Consider the following 22,390-nt stretch of genomic DNA (forward strand, 5'->3'; position numbering starts at 1 on the left):
GGTCTGCCGGCGAGGCAGGAGATCGAGAGTTGGCAACCTACAGATACATCGCGAAGGACGCTCTGGGCAAGGTGCAGAGGGGCACCAGCGAGGCCGAGAACGAACAGATGCTGGTGCGCCGCCTGCGGGAAAAGGGCTTCTGGGTGCAGAAGGTTACCGAGGAGCGCGGCGCACCCGCGGCGCAGGCTGGCGCACCGCCCCAGGCCGGCGCTTTCGCCATCTTCGGGCGCGTCAGCGGGCGCGACTTGGCGGTATTCTGCCGCCAGTTCGCGACCATGATGAACGCCGGCGTGTCCCTGGTGCGGTGCCTGGCGGTGCTGGAGGAGCAGACCTCGAGCTTCCGCCTGCGCCAGATCATCCGCGAGCTCCAGACCTCAGTCGAGGCCGGCGAGACCCTGTCGCGCTCCCTCACCAAGTTCCCCAACGTGTTCTCCAACCTGTTCGTGGGCCTGGTGCGCGCCGGCGAGGTCGGCGGTGTGCTCGACGAGACGCTCAACCGCCTGGCGATGTTCCTCGAGGAAGACCAGCGCCTCAAGCGCAAGGTGCGATCGGCGATGACCTACCCGGTGCTGGTCATGTTCTTCGCGACCGCGATCGTCCTTGGGCTGGTGACGTTTATCATCCCCCGCTTCATAGAGCTGTTCCAAGAGCTGGAAATCAAGGAGCTACCCGGGCCCACGCAGGTGCTGGTGGACTTCTCGAACTTCGCGAAGACCCGCTGGTATGTCCTGATCCTCGGCATCGTCTTGCTCTACGTGGCCGTCGGCCGCTATATTCGAACGCGCACCGGCAAGCGCCAATGGGACTGGGTGCGGCTGCGCATTCCGGTATTCGGGAAGCTCAACCACAAGGTCGCCATCGCGCGCTTCTCGCGCACCCTGGGCACCCTGATGGTCAGCGGCGTGCCCATCCTGCAAGCGTTGGAGACCGTCGCCGGCGCCGTTGACAATGAGATCATGTCCGATGCGATCATGTCCGCCCGCGCCGCCATCCGCGAGGGCGAGCGTATCGGCGATCCGCTGGCCAAGAGCGGCTTGTTCCCGCCGATGGTGGTGCAGATGATTGCCATCGGCGAGGAGACCGGTTCTCTGGACGCCATGCTCAACAAGGTCGCCGACTTCTACGAGAGCGAGGTCGAGGCCACCCTGCAGAGCCTGACCGCGGCCTTGGAGCCGGTCATGATCGTGATGCTCGGCGGGATCGTCGGCTTCATTGTCATTTCGATGTTCCTCCCCCTGATCGCGGTCATCAACAACCTCGCGGGCGGCGGCAGCGGCGCCGGCGAGGCAGGCGGAGGATACTGATAGTGGCATGCCGGAGGTGATCGCCGGGTCCATCTTCTTCGTCCTGGGTGCGGCCGTGGGCAGCTTCCTCAACGTCTGCATCCACCGACTCCCGCGGGACGAGTCGATCGTCAACCCGCCCTCCCACTGCCCGGCATGCGGCCACCGGCTGGGAGTGCTCGACCTGGTACCGTTGGTCAGTTTCCTGATGCTGGGCCGCAAGTGCCGTTATTGTGGGGCCCGCATCGGCTGGCGCTACTTCGTCGTCGAGCTGGTGACCGCCGTCTGCTTCGTTGCCGCCTGGCTCACCTCCCAGGAGGTGTGGACCGAAGGCGCACCGGCGCTCGCCCATCTCGCCGCGAAGCTGGCCTTCGCCGCCCTCTTGATTGCCATCTTCTTCATCGACCTGGAACACATGATCATCCCGGACGAGCTGGCGGTGACCGGGATCGGCGTTGGCCTCGCCCTCGACGTCGCCGGGATTCTGCTGTGGCAGCGGCCGCTGCTGGCGGTTCATGTGCCGTGGAGTTCGTGGCTATTGAAGATGCCGTACTCGGTTGCGGGCATCATTGTCGGCGCCGCCTTCTTCCTTGTGATCGCCCTACTCAGCCTGCTCATCTTCCGCAAGGAGGGAATGGGCGGCGGCGATCTCAAGCTGGGCGCCGCCATCGGCGCGCTGCTGGGCCCCGGGCTGGCGCTGCTCAGCTTCGGCCTGGCGGTGGTGGCAGGTGCGGCGGCGGGCAGCGCGTTAATCGCGGTACGCCTGCGCAAGCGCCAGGAGTACATTCCCTTCGGTCCGTTCATGGCGGTGGCGGCGTTGGCGGTGATGTTGTTCCCGGGGCCCATCAACCGGCTGCTGGAGCAGGCCTGGGTCGCCTATCGTTCCACCTGGGCGGGGTAATGACGAAGCGACCGGATTAGGGGCGCCCGGGCGGCCGGTACGGGACCGTCTCGCCCGTGCGCCGCACATGAGCGGGGGGCCGGCGGCGGGGGTTTAGGCGCCGAGGCGCGGGGGGTATGGTAGGTTGAAGGTGTGCCCGGGCACGCCGACGTAAGATCCAGGGAAGCGAGGGTAGGAGAATGGGCGCTCGGTATCGCGACACCAGAGTTTGCGGCAGTCTCGTCCCCCGGCGGTTGCGGCAGGCGCCCCGCGGGCGCAGCGGCTTCACGCTCATCGAGCTGCTGGTGGTCATCGGCATCATCGCCGTGCTCGCGGCCATCATCATGCCGGTTTACGCCAGGGCCATAGAAAAGGCGCACCAGGCTACGTGCATCGCCAACATGCATGCCATCGCCGCCGCCGCCAGGATGTACCAGCAGGACTATCGCGCCTTCCCGCCCCCCTACGATCCCGTCAGCGGCTTCGGCGGCATCAGCGCGCTCTACCCGGATTACGTGACCAACGTCAAGGCCCTGCGCTGCCCGGACGACCCGACACCCCTGGGCGAATACATGGTGCTCTACGCGACCATGAAGACGACAGTGGACGAGCCCGGCACGGGCCCTGCGACCTACACCGGGCCGACGATCCTGGAGTGGGGAGATCCCAACTACGGCAAATCCTGGAATGACGGTACCATTAACGAAGCGACCCGGCTGCGCAACTTCCGCGAGCACTACAGCAGCTACAACTGCATGCCCCAGGTCAACCCCGACCAATTGCCGGCCGGGCCGCCCGTGGGCGACGGCACGGCGGACACCCGCTACCAGCTCTACAACTACTACGGCCTCACCACCGACGGCCTCGCCCACCTGGCGGCGGCGGACGCCCAGGCGGAGTACACCGCCGTCCCCCGCGTACGCGACTACCCCACGTCGTCCGCGAAATTCGCGGGGCTCTACCAACGCTGGGCGCCGGACGAGACCATCATCACCCACTGCCCGTACCATCGCAGCTACTTCGGTCGTGAATCCGCCTGGCAGGATAACGTCGTCCGCATCGGCGGCGATGCGGACTTCACGCGCATCTCGAGCTACGACTGGGTGAACCAGCCGCCGCAGTAGGGCGGCCGCGCGTCCCTGCTTACGCCGGCCGCGGAAGGTTACGCGCGCCGGCATCGGTCGGTTAGGACATCGAGACTCTATGGCACGGCACTCGACGGCGACCGCTGGCATGACCCTGGTTGAGGTGCTGGTTGTCATCGGCATCATGGTCATCCTGGCGACGATGGTGGTGCCCATCTTCAGCACCCTGCAGTCCCGGCAGCAGGTGAGCGTGTGCGCCAACAACCTGAGGATGATCGGCCAGGCGCTGCTCATGTACCGCGCCGACCACATGGGATTCCCGCCCGATGCCGGAGAATGGTTGGTCGCACCGAATCCGCCGCAGCCGGGCACGCACGGGCTGGGGCTGGCGCAGCTCTACTATGCGTTCTGGGCCTATGAACAGGCGGGGCCGCTGGACTACGTCATACCGCCGGCCAACTACCTGACCGGCGCGCGCGCCCTGCACTGCCCGCGCGCCCTCGCCGACCGCCCCGACTTCGGCGACTGGCCCTATCTGGGAGGTTACAACGTTTACGACTGGAATTACCGGCGTGATCGCTCGAGCGTCTGGCCCGAGCAGGGCCTGCGCAACCTGAAGCAGCCGTTCCCGCCCGACAACACGGTCGTCACCTGGTGCCCCATGCATCGGGCGATCCCGCCGGCGGACCGCACCGACCTGGGCGACCTGCGCCGCAACGATCAGGACCTGGTGCTGTGGGCCGACGGCAGCGTCAGCCGCATGCCGTCACGCTACGACCAGTACAAGGCAGAGCAGCCGCGTTAGCTGTTGATGTCTTGCCCGCCGCGGGCGGGCGGTGCGAGCGGTATCCAATCATTTCATTCATGCGGATGACGATGCGAGGCTACTCTGCCAAGGTTAATACCGGTCGCGACGCTGAATGTCATTCCGAGGAAGCGAAGCGCCCGAGGAATCTCCGATCGCGGCTGCTCGAGACACGAGACCCCTCGCGAGTTTACCCCTTTGGCAGGCTCAGGGCAGGCTCTGAGCCGAACCAGACTCTTCGCTTCCCCCTTCGCCAAGGCTACGGGGGACAAGGCGCTCAGAGTGACCGCGGCGAAGGGCTCGCAATGACGGCAAGACAGTCACCGGGCTTCACCCTGGTCGAGGTGCTGGTGGCGCTGGTGATCCTGCTCATCGGCGCCTACGCGGCGCTGCGCCTGTTCCCGGCCGGGTTCGCGGCCATCGAGCGCAGCCGCCAGGAATCCATCGCCTCCCGCCTCGCCGACCGCGAGATCCAGCGCTGGCGCCTCGCCGCCGGCAGTCTGCCCGAGGCTATCGTCTGGGCCGACAGCTCCAGCGCCAGCCTCCAGTACAGACCCGACTACGATCCCGACGACCTGCGCCCCAAGGCCACCAACCCCAACTGGGAGCCCGACAGCGTGTACCTGCCGCGCACGATCATCGGCGAGATGCTGCCGATCGGCGATGTCGAAACCGCAGGCGCCATCCGCGTGCCGCTGTGCCGCCTGCGCTTCGGCCCCCTGGAGCACCTCTACGACAACCCGGCGGACGGCGATCCGCTGTTCATCTACACCACCCGCTATCAGCGGGTGGATCGAGTGGGCTTCCTGCTCGATGCTACCGCCCCCAGTCCCAGGGACTGGGAACGCTACTACATTGACTACGACCAGGGCGCCATCAGCTTCGATTACGTGCCCAGCGCCGCCGGCGGCGGCTACGACCGCAAGTTTCGGGTCGAGTTCACGTATCTGACCGCCACCGGCCAGGGCGAAGAGCGACAGGTCGAGATGACGGACACGACGCAGTTGATTACCGTGCCCGCCGGGTGGGACACCACCCCGACCGGCACGGCCCTCGGCCAGGGGCCGATGTCGCTGTGGCCGGTGACGCAGACCATCGCTCCCGGCGGCGCTGTGCGCGACGCCGCCGGCACCACAGTCACCATCACCACCATGGCGCCCCACGAGTTCACCAGCGGGCAGAAGGTCATCATCGCCGGCTTGACCCCGGCCAGCTTCAACGGCACCTTCGGCCCGATTACCGTGCCGCCCGGCCCCAATCCGACCACGTTTGACTATGCGCAGGCCGGGACGCCCAGTGAAACCGGCGGCGGCGGCACCGCCGGTCCGCTGCCGGCGGACTTCGAGGGGGTGGTGCCGCTGAGCGAGCGCATACACCAGGCCTTCATCTTCGACGGCGTCGGCGCCGCGGCGCCCACCGGGCCCGCCCACTTCCGCCTCGACCAAGACATCGCGTCGCCCGATGCCCACCTGCTGTGCCACCCCGCTGACGCCGGGCGCACGGTCAACGTGGACTATCGCGTGCGCGACTGGCAGATCCTGACGGAAGAGCGGAGTCCCGACACGGAGATGCGCATTCACCTCGCGGTCTCGCCGATCAAGTCCGGCGCCTACCTCAACCCGCCGCGCCAGCCGGCGCGCAATCGCCTCCTCCCCGGCGACGACGACATGGTCATTATCTTGGATACCGAGACCGGCGCCCGTCTCGACTACGTGGAGGGCACCCCGGCGAGTTCAGACTTCACCGTTGACTACGGCAACGGCGTTATCAGCTTCACCGCGGGCGACGGCTCGCCGCCCGAGCCCGCCGGCGGGCGCACCTACCGCATCTACTACCGCGGCGAGATGGACTGGACGGTGCAGCCGATGAAGGCGGCCGCCGACTATGCGGTGATGGTCAGCGCGACGCCGGGCTATCGCTCGGCGGTGTGGACCGCGGGCACCAACTTGCTGGACTTCGGTCGCTCCGAGGTCGGCAAGAGCGTGGTTGCCAGCTACTATATGTACGCCGACGCGCCCGCCAACACCAACCCGCGCGCGGTGGTCGGCGAGCTGCATCGGATCGCGCTCGCCGGCGACAGCGCGCGCGTGCAGCTCGCCCATGACGCGGCGTGGGGCGACCTCCGCATTCAGGGCGCGAGCATGCGCGCGCGCGTGTTGTGGGCCGGACGCGGGAGGACGCGCGCGACGGGCGGGGAAGAATCACCGGAGAGGTGGCGCTCGGCGGTGGTCGAGACCTTCCTGCGGCGCTAGGAGGATGCGCTCGGCAGCGGGACAGACAACCGGCAGATGAAACCGATACCATACAATCTGGCGTGCGGTGAGCCTGGTGTGACCGCAAAGCCCTGCGGTCGCAGAGCAGTAAGAGGAGCTTGCGCCGGCTTCACCCTGATCGAGATCCTGGTCACCCTTTTTCTCATCGTGGTGATGCTGGCGCTGGTCGGCTATCCGGTGCTGACCGGCATGGCCTACATGGAAAAGGGGGTCGCGCGCGCCGACGCGCTGTCCGCGGCGCGCCTGGCGCTTGACGCGATGACGCGCGAGCTGGCGGAGGCGATGTACGTGTTCGATCCCCCTGCCGATGGGGGGTTCGTCGCATTCCTGCCGACAGTCAGTTCGTCCCAGGGAGCGGCCCCCATCGAGCCGCAGGCGGCGGCGGTCCGCTACTGGCGGGCGCTGCGCGATCCGCGCAGCGCCTACGCGCCCTTCTATCAACCGGACGCGGACCCGGTCAACCCCTACTACCTGGCGCGCACGGAAATCCCCGATCCGACCAGGCGCGATGATCCGTGGAACGACTCCGGCGAGGCGCTGCCGCGGGCGGCATTCTGGTACGCGGACGGGTATTCCTACAACGGCACGTGGCCGACCGCCCAGCCCGGCTATCCGTGGCTGGAGGCGGTGAGCCTGTATCCGGTGCCGCCGGACAGCAACCAGCAGCAGCGCCGCCGCTGGTACGGCGAGCGCGCGGTGGGCCTGACGCCGGACGACTGGGACTACGACGTGCCGGTCGCGTCGTTCTCCCCGGAGCCGGTAACCGAGGAAGCGCTGCTGCCGGCGGTCGGCGGCTTCCCGCGCGACTACAGCCGCTACCGGGCGCGCTACCCGCTGTGGGTCAACTTCGCGCAGTGGGATCCCGCCGCCGCCGCGTTCCGGGAGATGGGCCGCATCAAGATCTACGCGGGCAGCCCGCGGGTCCTCGCCTACCAGACCGCGGTGGACAGCGCCAACGGCGAGGTGTGGGTCGAGGACGCGGTGGGGACACCGCTGTACGACCTCGCCTCCTACCCGCTGCGTGATGTCAACGACCCCGGCCCGGCGCAGTTCGCCTTCGGCGTTGACTACGACCGCGGGCAGGTTCAGTTCGACTTTCCGGCGAACGACGTCGCGGTCGCCAGCGCCCTCGACATGTACATATACGAACTGCCGAGGGTGCGGGCGACGACCGATCTCGACCCCGATCCGGCCCGGGATTCGCGGCGCCTCGTCGCCGGCTCCGTCACCGTGTGGGTCGAGACCAGCGGGGGCGAGATCACCTACTATCAGCAGGTGGACCCCATGCCGGCCACCCCGGCGAGCATCGGCCCCAACCACTACGCCGTGGATGGCATCCGCATCGTCTTCGACTCCGACGGCGGCGAGTACCCCGCCGCCACCGACACCGTCCACGTCCGCTACCGCTATCGCAACAATCTGGGCAGCCAACTGGTAGTGGCAAGCTATGCGACCAAGGCGGTTATCAACATTAGTCTCATCGTCAGCAAGCGCGACATCGCGGCGCGCACGCCGCCGGCGTCGCGTCAGGACGCGACGCTGGTGGCCAAGGTCAAGCTGAAGAACATCCCGCGGTGATCTCGGTGTCAGTCAGCCGCGGATGGACGCCGAGCGGATTGAGAATGGTGGGGCAGGCGTCTCGCCTGCCAAGAAGGCGATTTCGCAGCCGAGACGGCTGCGCCACCAAATGAGCAGGACATGGATCCGCGTTTACCCGCGGAAGCCTGCGGCGAAAAATGGGTGTGCTCGAGGTTGCGCATGATGCGCCGTATGCGAAAACTGAATAGCCAATCCGGCCAGGCGCTGATCATGGCGGTCCTGGTGATGCTGATCGTCGCGGTGCTGGCGGCGCTGTTCCTGGCCGTCATCGTTTCGCAGTTGCGCCAGGCCCAGCGGCAGTCATTCAGCGTCGCCCTGCAAGAGATCGCTACGGCGGGGCTGAACTACGCGCACTACAACATGCTGGAGGGCCCGGAGGGGGCGGACTGGCGCCCCGACCCCAACCCCGGAACCTTCGACTACGGCGACGGAGAATTCCGCCTCACCGTCACTTACGAGCCCCAGGCGGGCGACCCCTACTCCCGCTACATCAAGCTCGAGAGCGTGGCCGCGCTCAAGGGCAACCCCTTCTTGCAGCGGCGCATGGTGGGCTATCAACCCATTCTCATCACCGACTTCATCCGCTTCGTCGCCAACGGCGAGAAGAATCCACTGCCCGCCTCGCTCGGCGCCAGCGTCAGGATGTACCTCTACGACGCCCCGCCGGCGCCGTGGCCCGGGCGCCTCTACAAGACAGTGATAGACGGGCCCATCCGCGTCAACAGCGACCTCGCCTGGCACGGCGATGTCCAGGTCAACCTGTCGTCCAACCGCGGCGACAACATCGCGGTGGCCGGCGACATCTCCCACGACATGGTGCCGCGGTGGAATGAGACTACGCAGCTTTGGGACGGCCCGTCGTCGCAGGTGCTGGTGGCGATTGACGGTGGGGCGCCGCGGTCGGTGCTGCCGAGCCAATCCGCGGCCTTCGACACCCTCGGCGGGTTCTACCGCGACGGACGCCAGCAACCCGACATCAACAGCGATCCCCGCTGGGTGCGCTACCTGGATGCTCCCGCCCTCGATGCCGCCCGCTACCTCGCCCTCACCCGCGACTCGGGCACCTGGATTGACGGCGCGGGGCCCTATGCCGGACGGCAGGTCAACACCGGCTGGTGCGGCTACGGCAAGGGCCTCTACATCAACAACCCCGAGCACATCAAGCACAACCACGACTACGAGCAGATGCGCTCGGAGTGGATGGACCCCGGCTTCGGCGGCAGCCCCGACGCGGTGGTACTGGAGTTGCTGCCGGGCGCGCCCGGCGGCAGCCCGCCGCCTAGAATTCGCCTCACCTGGCGCGGCGCGGGAGCGGGCTTCCGCAACCGGCGGGGCGAGCTCATCGGCGCGGGGCCGCTCGATTTGCCGTTCCCCGAGAACGGGGTCATCTATGCGGCGGGCGATGTCGCGGTCAAGGGCATGCTGCCGCCGCGCGTGGGGTCACCCGCGCGCTACTATGACCAGGAATCATATGCGTTTCCCAACGACCCGCTCGGCCAGTCGTGGACGCCGGTGGACGACACCAATCGCCACTACCACCTGACCGTCGTCTCCGGCGGCAACGTCTTCATCGAGGGCAACGTGCTGGGCCCGGAGGCAGCGGGGCTACCGGGTGCGAGCGCGGCGACCGACACCAAGCTGGCGCTGCTGGCGCGCGACTCGGTGGTCTTCAATACCCCCGCCTTGCAGCAGGTGCTGCAGCCCGCGACCCAAGTCGTGGTCGAGGACACGCCGTGGTACGAGGTGCGCCCCGGTCAGCCGCTGGATGTGGTGGTCACGACCGCGAGCATGGATCCGGTGCAGATCTACCTCAAGCACAGCGGCCAGCCCAACGTCTATCTGCCGGTGGGGCGCGCGGGCGCCGCCAAGATGCAGGTGTTGATCAACGGCGTCCCCTATAGCTGGGAGATCGGCGGCCTGCCCGTCTATGACGGCGCCACCAACTACTTCCTGTTCGTCCCGCCTCCGATCGAGAGCTATAACAACGAAACCAATGCCGTCTATCCGGTGCAGGAATCCATCCCCAACGTCAGCTTCGGCGCCAACAAGCGCATCACGTTCACCCCGCTCGCCATCGGCGAGCCGCACATCGTCCGCTTCCGCGTGACCGACGACAGCCAACGCTTCTACTGGGTGCGCGACATCCGGGCGCGCGTGGACGTCGAGATTGATGCCGCCATCTACGCCGAGCACGGAAGCTGGTTCGTCATCCCCGGCAGCTTCTTCAATCCCCCTCCCCCGGACCCGGGGAGCGATCCCATGGGTAGTCCAGCGCCCGGCGAGCCGCTCGACATCCGCATCACCGTGCTCGGCGCCGTCGCCGAGAATCGCACCGCCCCCCTGGCCGACGCCATGGACTGGGTCGCCAAGTGGCGCGGCGCCAACGCCGGCTGGCTACCGACCAGCGCCAACTACGACCCCGACCTCGGCATCAGCCGCTATACATTGCGCTATCTCTACGACGAGTCGCTGTGCCGCGGGCTCATCGCCAATGAGCCCGGCGGCCCGCCGCGCCTGCCCAAGCTGCCGGTAAGCCCGGCCATGATCGCCTGGGGGGAACGGATATAGTCGGCCGTCGTAGTCGTAGGGGCCGATCTCCTGATCGGCCCGCCAGGAGGGACGGGCCGGGGTGGAACCCGGCCCTACGGGATGGTCGGAGGTAGGGGCCGATCTCCTGATCGGCCCGGAGGGGGAGGGCAATGATTGAACGGGCCGTGGAATGCCCGAAGCGCAAGCAACTTCGGTTGCCCGGACATGACTATGGCGAGCCCGGTCATGCCTATTCCCTGACCGTTTGCGCACGGCGGGGAGCGTCGCCTTTTCGCCATCGGACACTGGCGCAAGAGGCGGTGGCGACCCTGCAGTCCCTGGAGGCTCTCAGCGGCGTCAAGGTATTCGCATACTGCGTGATGCCGGACCACGTTCATTTGGTATGCTGGGCGGGGGATGGTGCGGATTCCATTCCCTCGTTCATTCGCAGGTTCAAGTCGTTTGTGAGCCACGCTGGCCGCAGGCTCGGTCACAGCGGGCAGCTGTGGCAGCGTTCGTACTACGACCACGTCATACGCAGGGCTGAGGATCTGGGCGAGATCTGTACGTACGTAATCGAGAATCCGGTGCGGCGGGGGATGGTGCAGGAGGTTGGCGAATACCCTTTTGCCGGGATGCCGAATCCCGACGCGGACAGGTCGGGGATGGACCCGGCCCCTACGGGATGGTCGGAGGTAGGGGCCGATCTCCTGATTGGCCCGGAGGGGAAGGGACGGGCCGGGATGGAACCCGGCCCCTACGGAGATGACACGTAAACTGGTAACTGACATGCGATCGCGACGATGGACAACCATCCTGGCGGCGGCCGCGGCCCTGGCGTGCGCGCTGGGCATCGCGGCGCCGCTGTACTCCGGGCGCACCTGGGACAGCTACGCTCAGGAGCGCCGCGCCATCCGCGCCGCCATCCTCATGTACGGGGACTACACCTCCGTGCCCAGCCCCTACGTCTTCTACCTGCTCGGCTCGAACTCGCTGACCATTCCCCTCGGCGCTCAGAGCTTCGAGTTCCATCCGCCCCGCCCCCCGGGCTGGGACATCGTCAATCCCGTCGCCGCGACCCAGGACCAGCGCGACCCCGCCTACTGGGCGATCGCCATGGACGTCATTGATCTGCCGCTGCTGCAGAACTTCGACGTCTTGCTGGTGCCCATCGCCTACACCGGCGCGCTGGTCGGCCTCACTCCCGCCCAGCAGCAAGCGCTGGAGACGTGGGTGGAGCAGGGCGGCCTGCTGTGGATGGACAACCAGCCGGGCGCGGCGGGACCTCCTCCCCAAGACCCGCTGCTCGGCGATTTCTTCCTGCGCCCGCCGCTGCAGTTCGCGGGACGCGACCGCACCGTGACCGCGACCAAGACCGCGGTGGATCCCAACCACCCGCTGCTGCGCGGCCGCTGCGTGCTGACCGACGACGAGCTGCAGTGGCTCGGCGAGCAGTACCCTTATGCCGCGGGCGCACGGGTTCCCGCCGCCGACCCGACCGGCGCGCCGCTGGCAACCAGCCGGGGGCTGAGCCCCCTGGACGGCATCGTCGCCGGCGTGAATTGCCTGTTCCCTCCCAACAACGCAATCGCAAGCATCACCGCCCTGCAGGAGGTGGTGGGTGAGGTCTACGACGTCGGCGGCACCAGGTACCGGACCCCTGCCATCGCCGCCGGTCACTTCGGCGAGGGCTGCATCGTCATCTCGGCCTGCGGGGTCGGGGCCGGCATCAGCAACTGGTACGCGGGCCTGACCGACCCGCCGGTGCAGCCGCAGACGGCGTTGGAGCTGCCGCAGTGGGCGCTGCCGGACCTCAAGCTGGCCTACAACATGATTCAGTGGTGGATGGACTGGTCGGGGGCGCACGGGCGCGTCCGCTTCCGCGGTGACTATGTCGAGGCGCTCCCGGGGCCGCCGCTGCCGGCGTGGAGTGACGCAACCACGCTCTCGGGTTCGCTCGGCGGGCCGGCGTGTGTGAGCCGCGGCTTGACCTTTGCGGGATCGGCGAGCGGCGTGTTGGGGGTGTGGGACTCCAACCCCTATCGCGACCGCGACCTCGACGGCCGCAGCGATGACGGCGCGGCCGACTATGCCAACGGCTTCGCCGCCGACCGGCTGTGGAGCCTAACCGTGCCCTGGCAGGACCCCGCTGACCCCAGCTCGCGCTCGTCCGAACCGGCGCGCCAGGTGGTGGGAACGCCGGCGGTTGCCACCACCTACGACGGCACCCGCCCGCGCCGACTGGCGGCGGCGGCCGTCAAGACGACGGATAACCTGGACTGCTCGCTCCAGGCCTACCTGGCGGATGCGACCGACGGAGAGCAGGTCGCCCCGGTGTGGTCCGCCACCATCAAGCATCACTCCCTGCCGCAGCCCAGCGACAACCACGGCCTGGTCGGCTCGGGGCCGGTGGCGGCGGACCAGTTCTTCGCCCTGCTCACGACCGACAGCGGCACCCTGGAGGCGCCGAATCGCGACGCCGGTCTCCTGCTCTACGACGCCGCCGGCTGGAACACGCAGAGGAACGTCGGCGGCATCCTCTACGAGGAGCCGGCGGCGCAGGTGCCGATGACCGCGGGCGGGCGGGCGATGAGCTTCGCCAACTCGCCGGCGGTGACGACGGCCGCCGCCTACGATGCCCTGTGGCAGCCGACCGAGCCGCAGCCGGTGCAGGTGGCGGTCGCCACCGGCGACAGCCTGCCGCGGCCGTTGCCGTCGGCGGTGGGATGGCTATACGTCACCCCGCTGATGGTGCGCGCCCCGGCCCCGGGGTGGGACCAGGTTTGGGTCGCGGATATTGACGGCAGCGGCGTGGTGGAGGACGTGGCGGACGACCAGGCGGTGCAGGTGTGGTTCCCCAACGCCTACGGCAACCCCGGGGGGCCGTGGATTCAGGTGCCCCCGCACGTGGACAACGATCCCAGCAAGCCCCTGAACTACGTTCGCAACGAGAGCGGCGGGCAGCTCAGCATCACCTTCACCCGGTGGGCGATGTTCGGTTGGGGGCCGGCGGCCGAGAATCGCTACCCGCTCGGCTTCGGCGACATCTGGATCAGGTATCGCGACGCCCAGGACAACTGGCGCGAGCTGCGCCCCTTGAGCCTGTCACCGGGCTCGCCGACCGCCCTCAACGGGATGCTCAGCGGCGCCGGCAACCGCACCGCGTCCGTGAGCGGCTTCATCAACGAAGCGGGGTACTCCTCGCCATGTGTGGTCGAGGATACGGTCTTCATCGGCACCGACGCGGTTGACGCCTACCCCAGCCCGTCGAGCGAGGGCCAGCTCGCCAGCTGCGCGATATCCGCGAGCGGTGCCGGCCAGCCCAACTGGCGTTTCATCGGCGACCGCTATCGGGGCGAGACCCCACTGGCGGCCGGCGGCTACTATTACTCCAGCTTCTCCTTCACCCCGGCGTGCTTCGGAGATACGTTGTATGCGGTGGCCAACTACCGCTTCTTCCGCCGCCAGGGCGACCAGCGCAACGAGGCGCTGAGCCCCGGCCCCTCGGGAGCTCTCTATGCGTTGGAGCTCAACCCCTCCGCGGCGCTGGTCAATCCCGGCACCGCGGATCCCGTCTTCCGCGACGGCCTCGGGCAGCCCATCGCCATAGATCCCACCGCCCCGCCCAACGACGGCGTCAACCTCCCGCCCTACAGCGCCGACCCCAACCAGGTCGTGGCCGCGGACCGCTCCGGGGCGACGGTGTGGATCTCGACCAATACCGATCCCGCCAGCTCCGACTACAACAGCCCGCGCTACGCCATTCCCCAGATTTCCGCCTCCCAGAGCAACTGGCGGGTCGAGTTCCAGGACAGCATCATCCGCCTCGACGCCGGGGCCATCGGCGACCTCGGCTGCCCCGTGTGGAACGGTAGCCGCTACCTGCCGCAGCGGGTGCGCGTGCGCTTCTTCAGCTCCGGGGTGCTGACGGAGAGAACGATGGAGGCCACGCCGCTCGTCAAGTGGATGTACCTGGCGCCCGACGGGTGGGAATTCGTCAGCTCGCCCGTGGTTGCCAATGACACGGTGATGGCGGCCGCCTACGATCACGGCACCCAGCGCTACCTGCTGCTCGGCCTGCCGGTGGTGCCGGAGGATCCCACGCCCGACGATCTCACCGATCGGCCGTGGTCCTACCTAGCGCAGCCGGCGTTCGTCAGCACTCTGGCGAGCGGGGTCGCGTCGCCGGCGCCGTGCAGCCTGGCGGTCGCGGACCGGGGCTTGGTATGGGCGAGCGACGCGGGCGGCCTGGGAGGAGTGGCCGGGCTGGCGAGCCCGGAATTGGTGATCGCCGACAGCAACCGCCTGCTGATGGCGGACGCCGGCGGCCGCGCCGTCACCAGTGAAAACGCGCTGTGGCACCTGCGCCCCGGGACGCAGATCGGCGCGGCGGGCATACCGGTGCAGGACTCGTACGCGGAGAGGATGTTCGAGCCGCTGGAGCGGCCGACGCGCGCGCGCGCGCTGCCCAACGGCAACCTCCTGGTCGTGGACACGGGCGCGAGCATGGTGGTGGAGCTCGACCCCGCTCACGAAGTGGTTTGGCGCTACCCCAACGACGACCCCGCGGCGGATCTGGGCGGCATGACCGCGGAGCAGGCGTGGCTGCTCGCGCCGGCCGACGCGCAGCGCTACTACTACCGCACCTCGGCGCTCCTGGCCGACGTGGTTGACCTGGAGGGCGTGATTCGCAACGGCGATACGGTTGCCCTGGAATGGGTGACGACACTGATCGCCGACGCGGGGAAGTACCGGGTGCTGGAGGTTGCGCGGCCACTGGTCAACGGCCGCTACCGCCCCGACCTGACCAATGCGGCACTCGCGCCGCTATTCGTCGAGCTGGTGCGCGAAGTCGCTTCGCCCCCGCTTACCGACTGGCCCACGCGGGCCGGTGGCGCCACCAAGCTCGAGGCGGCCTTCACCACGGTCGCGCGCCTGGAAGCCGCCGCTCCGTACCCGTACCTCAGCACCAGGATCATGTGCGCCGTGGGCAACCACCCGCCGGACCCGCGGGGCGATGACCAGTACGTGCGCCTGGTGGAGATCGCGCCCGCGGAGGCCGATACCGGCCAGCCGCTCGCGTACCTGGCGGGGAACCGCGTGGTGGGCCGCGGCGCCGAGGGCATCAACATCTACCGCCCGCGCACCAGCCCCTGGAGCTACGTCGGCGGGGAGCAGCTGCCCCGCGACTTCCTCAGTATTCGCCAGGCCGACTCCCTGGCGGTCAACGGCGCCCTCCACGCCCTGGTGGTGGATGACGTCGGCGTCAAGCTGGTGGACTACGCCACCTGGAACAACCCGGCGGCGGCGGGCTATCTGACCCCGGTGTTCGAGATGCGCGGCGCGGCGCCGTGGATGCACGACACCGCCGTCCCGCGCCCCGGTGGTTGGCTGACGACGTACGAGGAGGAAATCGCCGAGCTGGAATGGTCTCTCCGACAGTGGACGGCGGAGGTCGGCGACCCCGTGACCACCGGGCGCTATCCCCCGCTCATCAGCGAGCCCCACGCCGGCCTGAGCCAGGCGCTGTGGGACGCGGCCCGTGTCGCCGCCCTCAACCACCTGACGACGTACGCGCAGGCCACCGTCACCGCCGGCTCCGCCACCGGCGCGGTGGGGTTCCTGCCGGCTTACGCGAAGCGGCTGGGCGATGGGCAGTACCTGGTCGTGAACTCCTACCCCAACCCGTACTCCAGCACCGACCCGCTGGAGCTGGCGGCGCCGACCACCGGTGAGGTGCTGCTGGTCAATCCCGCTCTGAGCGTGGGGCAGCGGGTGGTTCGCACTCTCGATCCACTGTCGGGGATGATGGACCGCAATGCGTGGGACCACCTCTTGATTCCCGACCCCGGACGGTCGGAGTACCCGTCGCTGCGCGGGGGTGCGAGACCGCTGCGCCAGCCGCGCGCGGTGGACCTGCGGTAAGCCGCGGCAGAAGGTGATGTGATCGTGACAACGCGCGCGACAAGATGGATAACGACGGCGGCGCTGATCGCGCTGGCCGTGGGGCTGGCGGTCGGCGTGACGGCGTCCGGCCCGGCATGGGGCGCCGGCCTGGCGAGCACCGAGTGGCCGATGTTCCACCGCGACGCCGAGCATACCGGCAGCTCGCTGCTGCCGGGCCCCACCAGCGCTCGCATCCGATGGTGGCAGGGGGGCGCGGCCTTTGCCGACGAGTCGGGGCATCGTCCCCACGGCCCCCAGGGCGCGATCTGGTCTTCGGCGGCCACCTCCGAGGTCACCCCCGAGCTGGGCGGCGCCAAGAAGGTATGGTACTTCCACAACAGCTCGTGGACCGGGCGCGGCGCCGCCCCCGGGCCGCCGCTGGTGCTGCGGTCGGAGTACCCGGAGGCTGCGAGCACCAACGTGCCGCTTACCGGGGGACAGACCCTTTTCGAGACCAGCGCCGCGATGAATCTGGCGGCGGGCAGCGCCAGCCGGTTCCGCAACCGCGATCCGTACAGCAACCTCAGTTGGGTGCAGGCCGGGGTCTCGTTCCTGCTCAAGCAGCGCGTCCCCGCCGGGACCTGGCTTTTCAGCCTGTGGGTCACGGATGTAGTGCCGACTGTTCCCGGGGTCCCGGTGCAGGCGCAGTTCACGGTGTACAGTTTCACCGAGGGCCTGCCCGACACCACCCGGGTCGCCCTGCCGGGGCTGGATGCCATCAGCGTCCCGCTGCCGGACACCGCGCCGGGCGCGAGCAGTCTCGTCACCTACGCGCAGCCCGTTGCCGCCCCTATCTACCTGGAGCTGACGCAAGGCGTGTCCATCGGCGTCACCGTCAGTGGCGGCACGGCCACGCTCAAAGTGGGAGATACCAGCCCCAGCCGGGTGGAGACCTCGATCGAGGTGCCGGCGATCTACGCCGGTGCGGATGACGGCGCGCTGTATGCTTTCGACGCCGCGACCGGCAATGTGCTGTGGAGCTTCCGCGTGCCCAACACGTGGTTTCGCAGTTCGCCCGCCGTGGGCGACGACGGCAGCATCTACATCGGCAGCTACGAGGGGGCGCAGCGCGATCAGGGAGACCTGTACGCCTTCCGCCCCGACGGGACGCTGAAGTGGCTCTACCCCGCGTTGGACGAAGAGCCGCTCGACGCCATCAGCGCATCGCCCGTGATCGGCGGCGACGACGTCGTTTACATCGCCACCCACGCGGGCGAGGTGCACGCGGTGGACGCGGCGGACGGCCAGGCACGCTGGGTGCGCGCGATAGAGGAGGAGGGGATCGCTGACGAGCTGCGTTCCTCCCCCGCCTTGAGCTCCTCGGGCACGCTATACATCGGCTCCATGAACGGGCGTCTATACGCGCTCGACAGCGGCAGCGGCGAGATCATGTGGCGCTATCCGGCCTCCGGGCAAACCGCGCTGGGGGCGCTCGAGTCCTCGCCGGCCCTCGACAGCGACCTGGTGCGGCTCTACTTCGTCAACGAGGTGGCGACCGGCGACCCGTCGCGGCTGCATCTCGGCACCGGCGCCCAGGGCGACCCCGGCGACGAGCCCGCGGGCGAGATCGCACAGTCCTTCGGCGCCACCGGGCAGGCGAAGTTCGCGCAGGAGTTCCGCACCCACGCCCGGCAGTCCGAGCCCGCCATGCCCTCCGTGCTGCCGGGCGGAAGCTACACCGTGGATTTCTGGGCGCGGGCCGCCCTCGAGTCCCCGACCACCGAGCAGGCGTGGATGCGCTTCAGCGTCTTCCACTGCACGGCGGCGGACCCCGTGGGCACGCAGATATTCTCCTTTCCTGAGCAGGACATCCAATCCAGCACCGCCCCCGTCCGCTACCAGGCGCAGGCGACGCTGGCGTCGGCGGTGGCGCTCCAGCCCACGGACTACCTGCGCGTCGAGGTCTGGAGCCGCGTGGCGCTGGAGTCCGGCCACAGCGCGACCGTGCGCTTCGCGTTCGACGGCGAATTCGTCAGCCACTTCGAGGTGCCGCTGGAGGCCGAGCGCATCTACATCGGCTCCGACGACGGCAACATCTACTGCCTGCAGTCCACGGTGACCGAGCCGAACGTGGTCGAGCCGCAGCTCGAATGGAGCTATGCCACGGGCGACGCGGTCACCGCCACCCCCGCCATCGGACCCGACCGCACGGTTTACGTCGGATCGCTCGACCACAAGCTCTACGCGCTCGACCCCGATGGCACCCTGGCGAGCGGGGCATGGCCGTTCCAGGCGGCGGGGGAGATTCAGTCGTCGGCGGCGGTCACCGCCAGCGATCCGGCGCGGATCTACTTCGCGACGTCGGTGGTGGCCCAGGTGGGATCCAACCTCGCCGCGGGACGGGTGTATTGCCTGGAGCGCAACGCCGGGGTCGTGTGGACCGATCCGATTGACTTCGGGGCGGGCTTCGATCCCAGGGGCGGCGACCCGACCGCGTTCACTGCTTCGCCCGCGCCGTGGCTGGTGGAAAGCGTGCGCGGGAGCTTCATCGGCCCCGAGCAGTTCCGGTTCACGGGCGTGTCGCGCGTCGTGGATCCGGTGGTTTACCTGGGGGGCCACGACGGGGTGATGTACGCCTTCGGCACCGTGCTCGACAACATCGCGCCGCCTCCCGTAATGCCGGGGCAGGTGCCGGCGCAAAGTGTGCTGCGGCTGACCAAGCAGGCCGACAAGGCGGTGGCGGATGTCGGCGAGGAGATCACCTTCACCCTGCGCTACCGCAACGAGTCCTCGCCGCTGGCGGCCCCGGTGAGCGGCGCACAGATTTGGGACCCGCTGCCGGAGGCGCGCAACTATCTCGGCGTCATCAGGCCGGCGGCGGTCGCGATCACCACCTACAGCCCGGGAGGCGTCGAGTCGGCAGGCGGCATGATCTGGAGCGTGGGCGACATCTGGCCCCAGCGCTCGGGGCAAGTGTGGTTCAAGGTGCAAGTGATGGAGGACCTAGCGGAAACGCCCTCCACCCCCCAGGTGAGCGTCAGCCGCACCGACCCGGTGACGGCGGTACCGCCCCCGGGCGAAGACGATTTCGCGTGGGGCGACACGCTCTACCTCGACCTCACGGGGCGCGGGCGGCCGGGGAAGATCATCAACTCGCCGGCGACCAGCCAGGCCGGCATCTACGTCGGCGCGAACCCGCTCGCCTACGCGGCCCCGGTCGAGGTGGCAGCCGGGTGGGGGACGCGGTACCGACTGGCCTTCACCTATGGGCCCGAGAACAACGATCCGGCGAGCTTGGCGAAGAACCAGTACGTGGACCTCAACCACAACGGGCTGTGGGATGTCGGGGAGCCGCAGTTGTCGTATGCCACCGAGATCATCCTCAGCGCCACCGGCACGCGTACCGGTCGCTCGGAGGAGGCCTACGAGGACCCGATGGTGCTCGCCGCCAATGAGACCGTCTTCAAGGTCGTGTTGTTGCCGCGCGGGTACGCGGGCGGCCTCGGCGCCAGGTCGGTGACGGAGGCGCCCAACCGGGCGTGGACCCCGTACTTCTGGCGCGTCGCCGTGCAGCAGAACCGCGGCGGCGCTCCCGGGCGCGAGGTGTGGGGGCCGGCATGGGAGCCCCAGCGCACGCAGACCTACGACATCATGGTCCATAACCCCCTGGCGGCCCCGGCGAGCTACGATCTGGCGGGGGGCATCGCCGTCAACCCAGGGACGCGCACCAATCGCACCTCCTTCACCGTCACCAATGTCAGCGGCTTCTCACTGGTCGGCAGCGGGCGCACGCCCCAGCCCAATGTCGTGCGCCTCGGTTTCGGGGACCTGGGGCAGGTCGGGGCGGCATACCCGAGCTACGACTTCCGCCTTGAGAACTATCTGCCCGCCCATCGCCTGGTCACGGGGCTCGCTCACCTGGGTCTGCCTGCCGGGGGGAGTGGTTCCCTTGCCTTGTGGGGCGACATCCCCGCGTATCTCTCCCCGGGGGCCTACCGATCGCCCCGCACGGGGAACCCCCTGAGCGACGCGGTGACCGCCGGCATAGTCATCTACGTGGACATCAATGGCAACCGGATGTGGGACCTCGGGGAGGCCAGGTTCGAGGACGAAGCGGGCGGCTCGTTCAACCCGTTCACCGTCACCGCGTGGATCGCGCCCCAGCCGTCGCTGCGATTCGCGGGCGAGAGCGTTGACTACGCCAAGGCGTCGCCGGGAACGACGGCGGCGCAGCCAACAACCGCGCTGGTCAACCTGGGCAATGTGGGTTTGACTGCGGTGCAGCTCAATCCCCTGCAAGGCGGCCTGCTGTCACTGGCGCGCGCCGAGCGCACCGACACCGGTCTCACCGACTGGAGAGAGACGCATCCGCTGCCGGTGGACCTGTCGGCAGTCAGCCAGCCGGTCGCCAAGACCCCCGTCGGTTGGCTCCGGCCCTACCAGCAGTCGTTGTCGCTGCCGCAACCGGACGTGTCGTGGAGCCAGCCCTCCGGCGCCTACAGCGCCGCGCCCGACGTGGTGAGCGCCGCCGAGGGTCTCACGGCGCCGGGGTCCCCTTTCACTATGCGCGTCGCGGAGCGCCGCCTCACCGGCTACGACTGGAGCACCGGTCAGCCGGTGCTGGGCGCCAACCTCGACCCGTGGGCGACGTGGCTGGGCAACGACACCCTGCTTCTGTTGTGGTCGAGCCAGCGCAAGAGCGACGGCAGCGACCCCACTCCGGCGAATCCGCCGACCCAGGTCGAGCCCTACCAGGACGCGAACGGCAACCGCCAATGGGATGCGGGGGAATGGTACGACGACCGCAATGGCAATGGCACCTGGGACCGCGCGGATCCCTACCTCCTGCGGTACCGCAGCTTCGACCGCACCACCGAGCCAGGCGCCTGGACCGCGGCGCAGAACTACCCGGCGGCTGGCGACCCCATGGACCTGCCCGCGCCGGCGCCGCCGGCGTGGTACGACTGGCTGACCAAAGAGCACATGACCCCCGGGTTCGGGGTTGACGCCGACGGCACCCAGTGGCTGTTCTGGGGTGGCTCCGCCCTGCGCGCCAACAGCACCGGTGGCCATTCCTACGACAACCGTCTGCTGTGGAGCGATTCCAGCGCCATCTACGACAGTCCCAACGTCAGCGGCGGCGGCACGGCGAGCGACATGTTCCGCCTGCATCCGCGGCCGGTGTTCTGGGACGACGGCGCCAACGAGTACAACTGCGTCGTGTTCAGCGAGCACAGCGCGTCACAGGCGTGGCGGCTGTCGGCGCTCTATCGCAGTCGCCCGCTGGGGAACCCGGCCTGGGGAGCATGGGCGGGCCCGGTGACGCTGGACACCACCGGCGACATTACCGCCGCCCGCGAGCCGAGCGCCTTCATCTACGGGGGCTATCTGTGGGTCGTCTTCTCCGGCGCGTCGCAGACCTACGGCAACTACGACATCTACTGCGCCCGTTACAGCCCGGCGCCGCCCTTCACCCCGGTCGCCTTCGCGGGCGGGCTGCAGCTCCTGCGACTGACCACCCATCCGGCGAACGAATCCAACCCCGCGGCCTTCATCGAGACCTATCGCTACCTGGACGCCTCGAACCAGCCGCGGCCGAGCGTCGCCGCGGGCGACCCGGCAGACTATGATCCACGCCTGTGGGTGTTCTGGGTGCAAGAGGGAATCGGCGGCGGCGGTGGAGAAATCATGTATGTCACCCTGCGCGGGCTCCAGACCAACCCCCTGCAGTTGACCCCGGAGCGCGCGCCGCGCCAGGTGTCGGTGGATCACGCGGCCAACGACTTCGGGCTGTGCGCCGTCAAGGATCGGCGCTACGCGCAGGTGTGGCTATTCTGGAGCAGCACCCGCGGCGCCCCCACGGCGGGCGCCGCAGGGGCGGCCGCGAACAGCGACATATACTGCCAGGCATTCAACCCGGAGCTGCCGTAGCGCGCGCCGACGCAAGCCGGCGAGCCTTTCCCTGGGCCGGGCGGGCCTCGCCGGCAGGGGCCTCGCCGGGCGGGGGCCTCGCCGGCAAGGTTGCGGGTGCGCGCGGCATGTGCTATAAT

The 22,390-nt window shown here is 68.9% G+C and carries 10 protein-coding genes; all 10 read left to right on the forward strand.

The window, feature by feature from the left end:
- Window positions 1-29: 29 nt before the first annotated feature.
- The 10 genes from VM221_10355 to VM221_10400 all read left to right on the forward strand — a co-directional run bounded on the left by VM221_10355 (window position 30) and on the right by VM221_10400 (window position 22,271).
- Complete coding sequence (locus tag VM221_10355; GenBank protein HUT75216.1) at window positions 30-1,304, forward strand: type II secretion system F family protein; 1,275 nt, start codon at window positions 30-32, stop codon at window positions 1,302-1,304.
- Between the two features lie 7 nt (window positions 1,305-1,311).
- Window positions 1,312-2,184, forward strand: coding sequence for a prepilin peptidase (locus tag VM221_10360; GenBank protein HUT75217.1), 873 nt, complete (start codon window positions 1,312-1,314; stop codon window positions 2,182-2,184).
- A 179-nt stretch (window positions 2,185-2,363) separates the two neighbouring features.
- Window positions 2,364-3,287: a prepilin-type N-terminal cleavage/methylation domain-containing protein gene (locus VM221_10365; protein HUT75218.1), complete on the forward strand. Its 924-nt coding sequence runs from the start codon at window positions 2,364-2,366 to the stop codon at window positions 3,285-3,287.
- Window positions 3,288-3,396: 109 nt separating this feature from the next.
- Complete coding sequence (locus VM221_10370) at window positions 3,397-4,053, forward strand: type II secretion system protein (protein HUT75219.1); 657 nt, start codon at window positions 3,397-3,399, stop codon at window positions 4,051-4,053.
- 305 nt (window positions 4,054-4,358) lie between these two features.
- On the forward strand, window positions 4,359-6,305 hold the full coding sequence (locus tag VM221_10375) for a prepilin-type N-terminal cleavage/methylation domain-containing protein (protein HUT75220.1): 1,947 nt from the start codon (window positions 4,359-4,361) through the stop codon (window positions 6,303-6,305).
- A gap of 78 nt (window positions 6,306-6,383) precedes the next feature.
- Entirely contained in the window at window positions 6,384-7,904 is a 1,521-nt protein-coding gene (locus VM221_10380; GenBank protein ID HUT75221.1) for a type II secretion system protein, read from the forward strand.
- A 192-nt stretch (window positions 7,905-8,096) separates the two neighbouring features.
- On the forward strand, window positions 8,097-10,493 hold the full coding sequence (locus tag VM221_10385; GenBank protein HUT75222.1) for a type II secretion system protein: 2,397 nt from the start codon (window positions 8,097-8,099) through the stop codon (window positions 10,491-10,493).
- 131 nt (window positions 10,494-10,624) lie between these two features.
- Window positions 10,625-11,230, forward strand: a complete 606-nt coding sequence (locus VM221_10390; protein HUT75223.1) for a transposase — start codon at window positions 10,625-10,627, stop codon at window positions 11,228-11,230.
- Between the two features lie 13 nt (window positions 11,231-11,243).
- Entirely contained in the window at window positions 11,244-16,379 is a 5,136-nt protein-coding gene (locus VM221_10395) for a hypothetical protein (GenBank protein ID HUT75224.1), read from the forward strand.
- Between the two features lie 24 nt (window positions 16,380-16,403).
- Entirely contained in the window at window positions 16,404-22,271 is a 5,868-nt protein-coding gene (locus tag VM221_10400; protein HUT75225.1) for a PQQ-binding-like beta-propeller repeat protein, read from the forward strand.
- The last annotated feature ends 119 nt before the right edge of the window (window positions 22,272-22,390 follow it).

This window comes from Armatimonadota bacterium, from assembly GCA_035527535.1.
Taxonomy (GTDB): Bacteria; Armatimonadota; Hebobacteria.

What these genes read in the sequence shown, in the direction of transcription:
- VM221_10390 (HUT75223.1), top strand. Translation starts at nt 10,625, where the DNA reads ATGATTGAACGGGCCGTGGAATGCCCGAAGCGCAAGCAACTTCGGTTG.
- VM221_10385 (HUT75222.1), top strand. Translation starts at nt 8,097, where the DNA reads ATGCGAAAACTGAATAGCCAATCCGGCCAGGCGCTGATCATGGCGGTC.
- VM221_10360 (HUT75217.1), top strand. Translation starts at nt 1,312, where the DNA reads ATGCCGGAGGTGATCGCCGGGTCCATCTTCTTCGTCCTGGGTGCGGCC.
- VM221_10375 (HUT75220.1), top strand. Translation starts at nt 4,359, where the DNA reads ATGACGGCAAGACAGTCACCGGGCTTCACCCTGGTCGAGGTGCTGGTG.
- VM221_10370 (HUT75219.1), top strand. Translation starts at nt 3,397, where the DNA reads ATGACCCTGGTTGAGGTGCTGGTTGTCATCGGCATCATGGTCATCCTG.
- VM221_10365 (HUT75218.1), top strand. Translation starts at nt 2,364, where the DNA reads ATGGGCGCTCGGTATCGCGACACCAGAGTTTGCGGCAGTCTCGTCCCC.
- VM221_10395 (HUT75224.1), top strand. Translation starts at nt 11,244, where the DNA reads ATGCGATCGCGACGATGGACAACCATCCTGGCGGCGGCCGCGGCCCTG.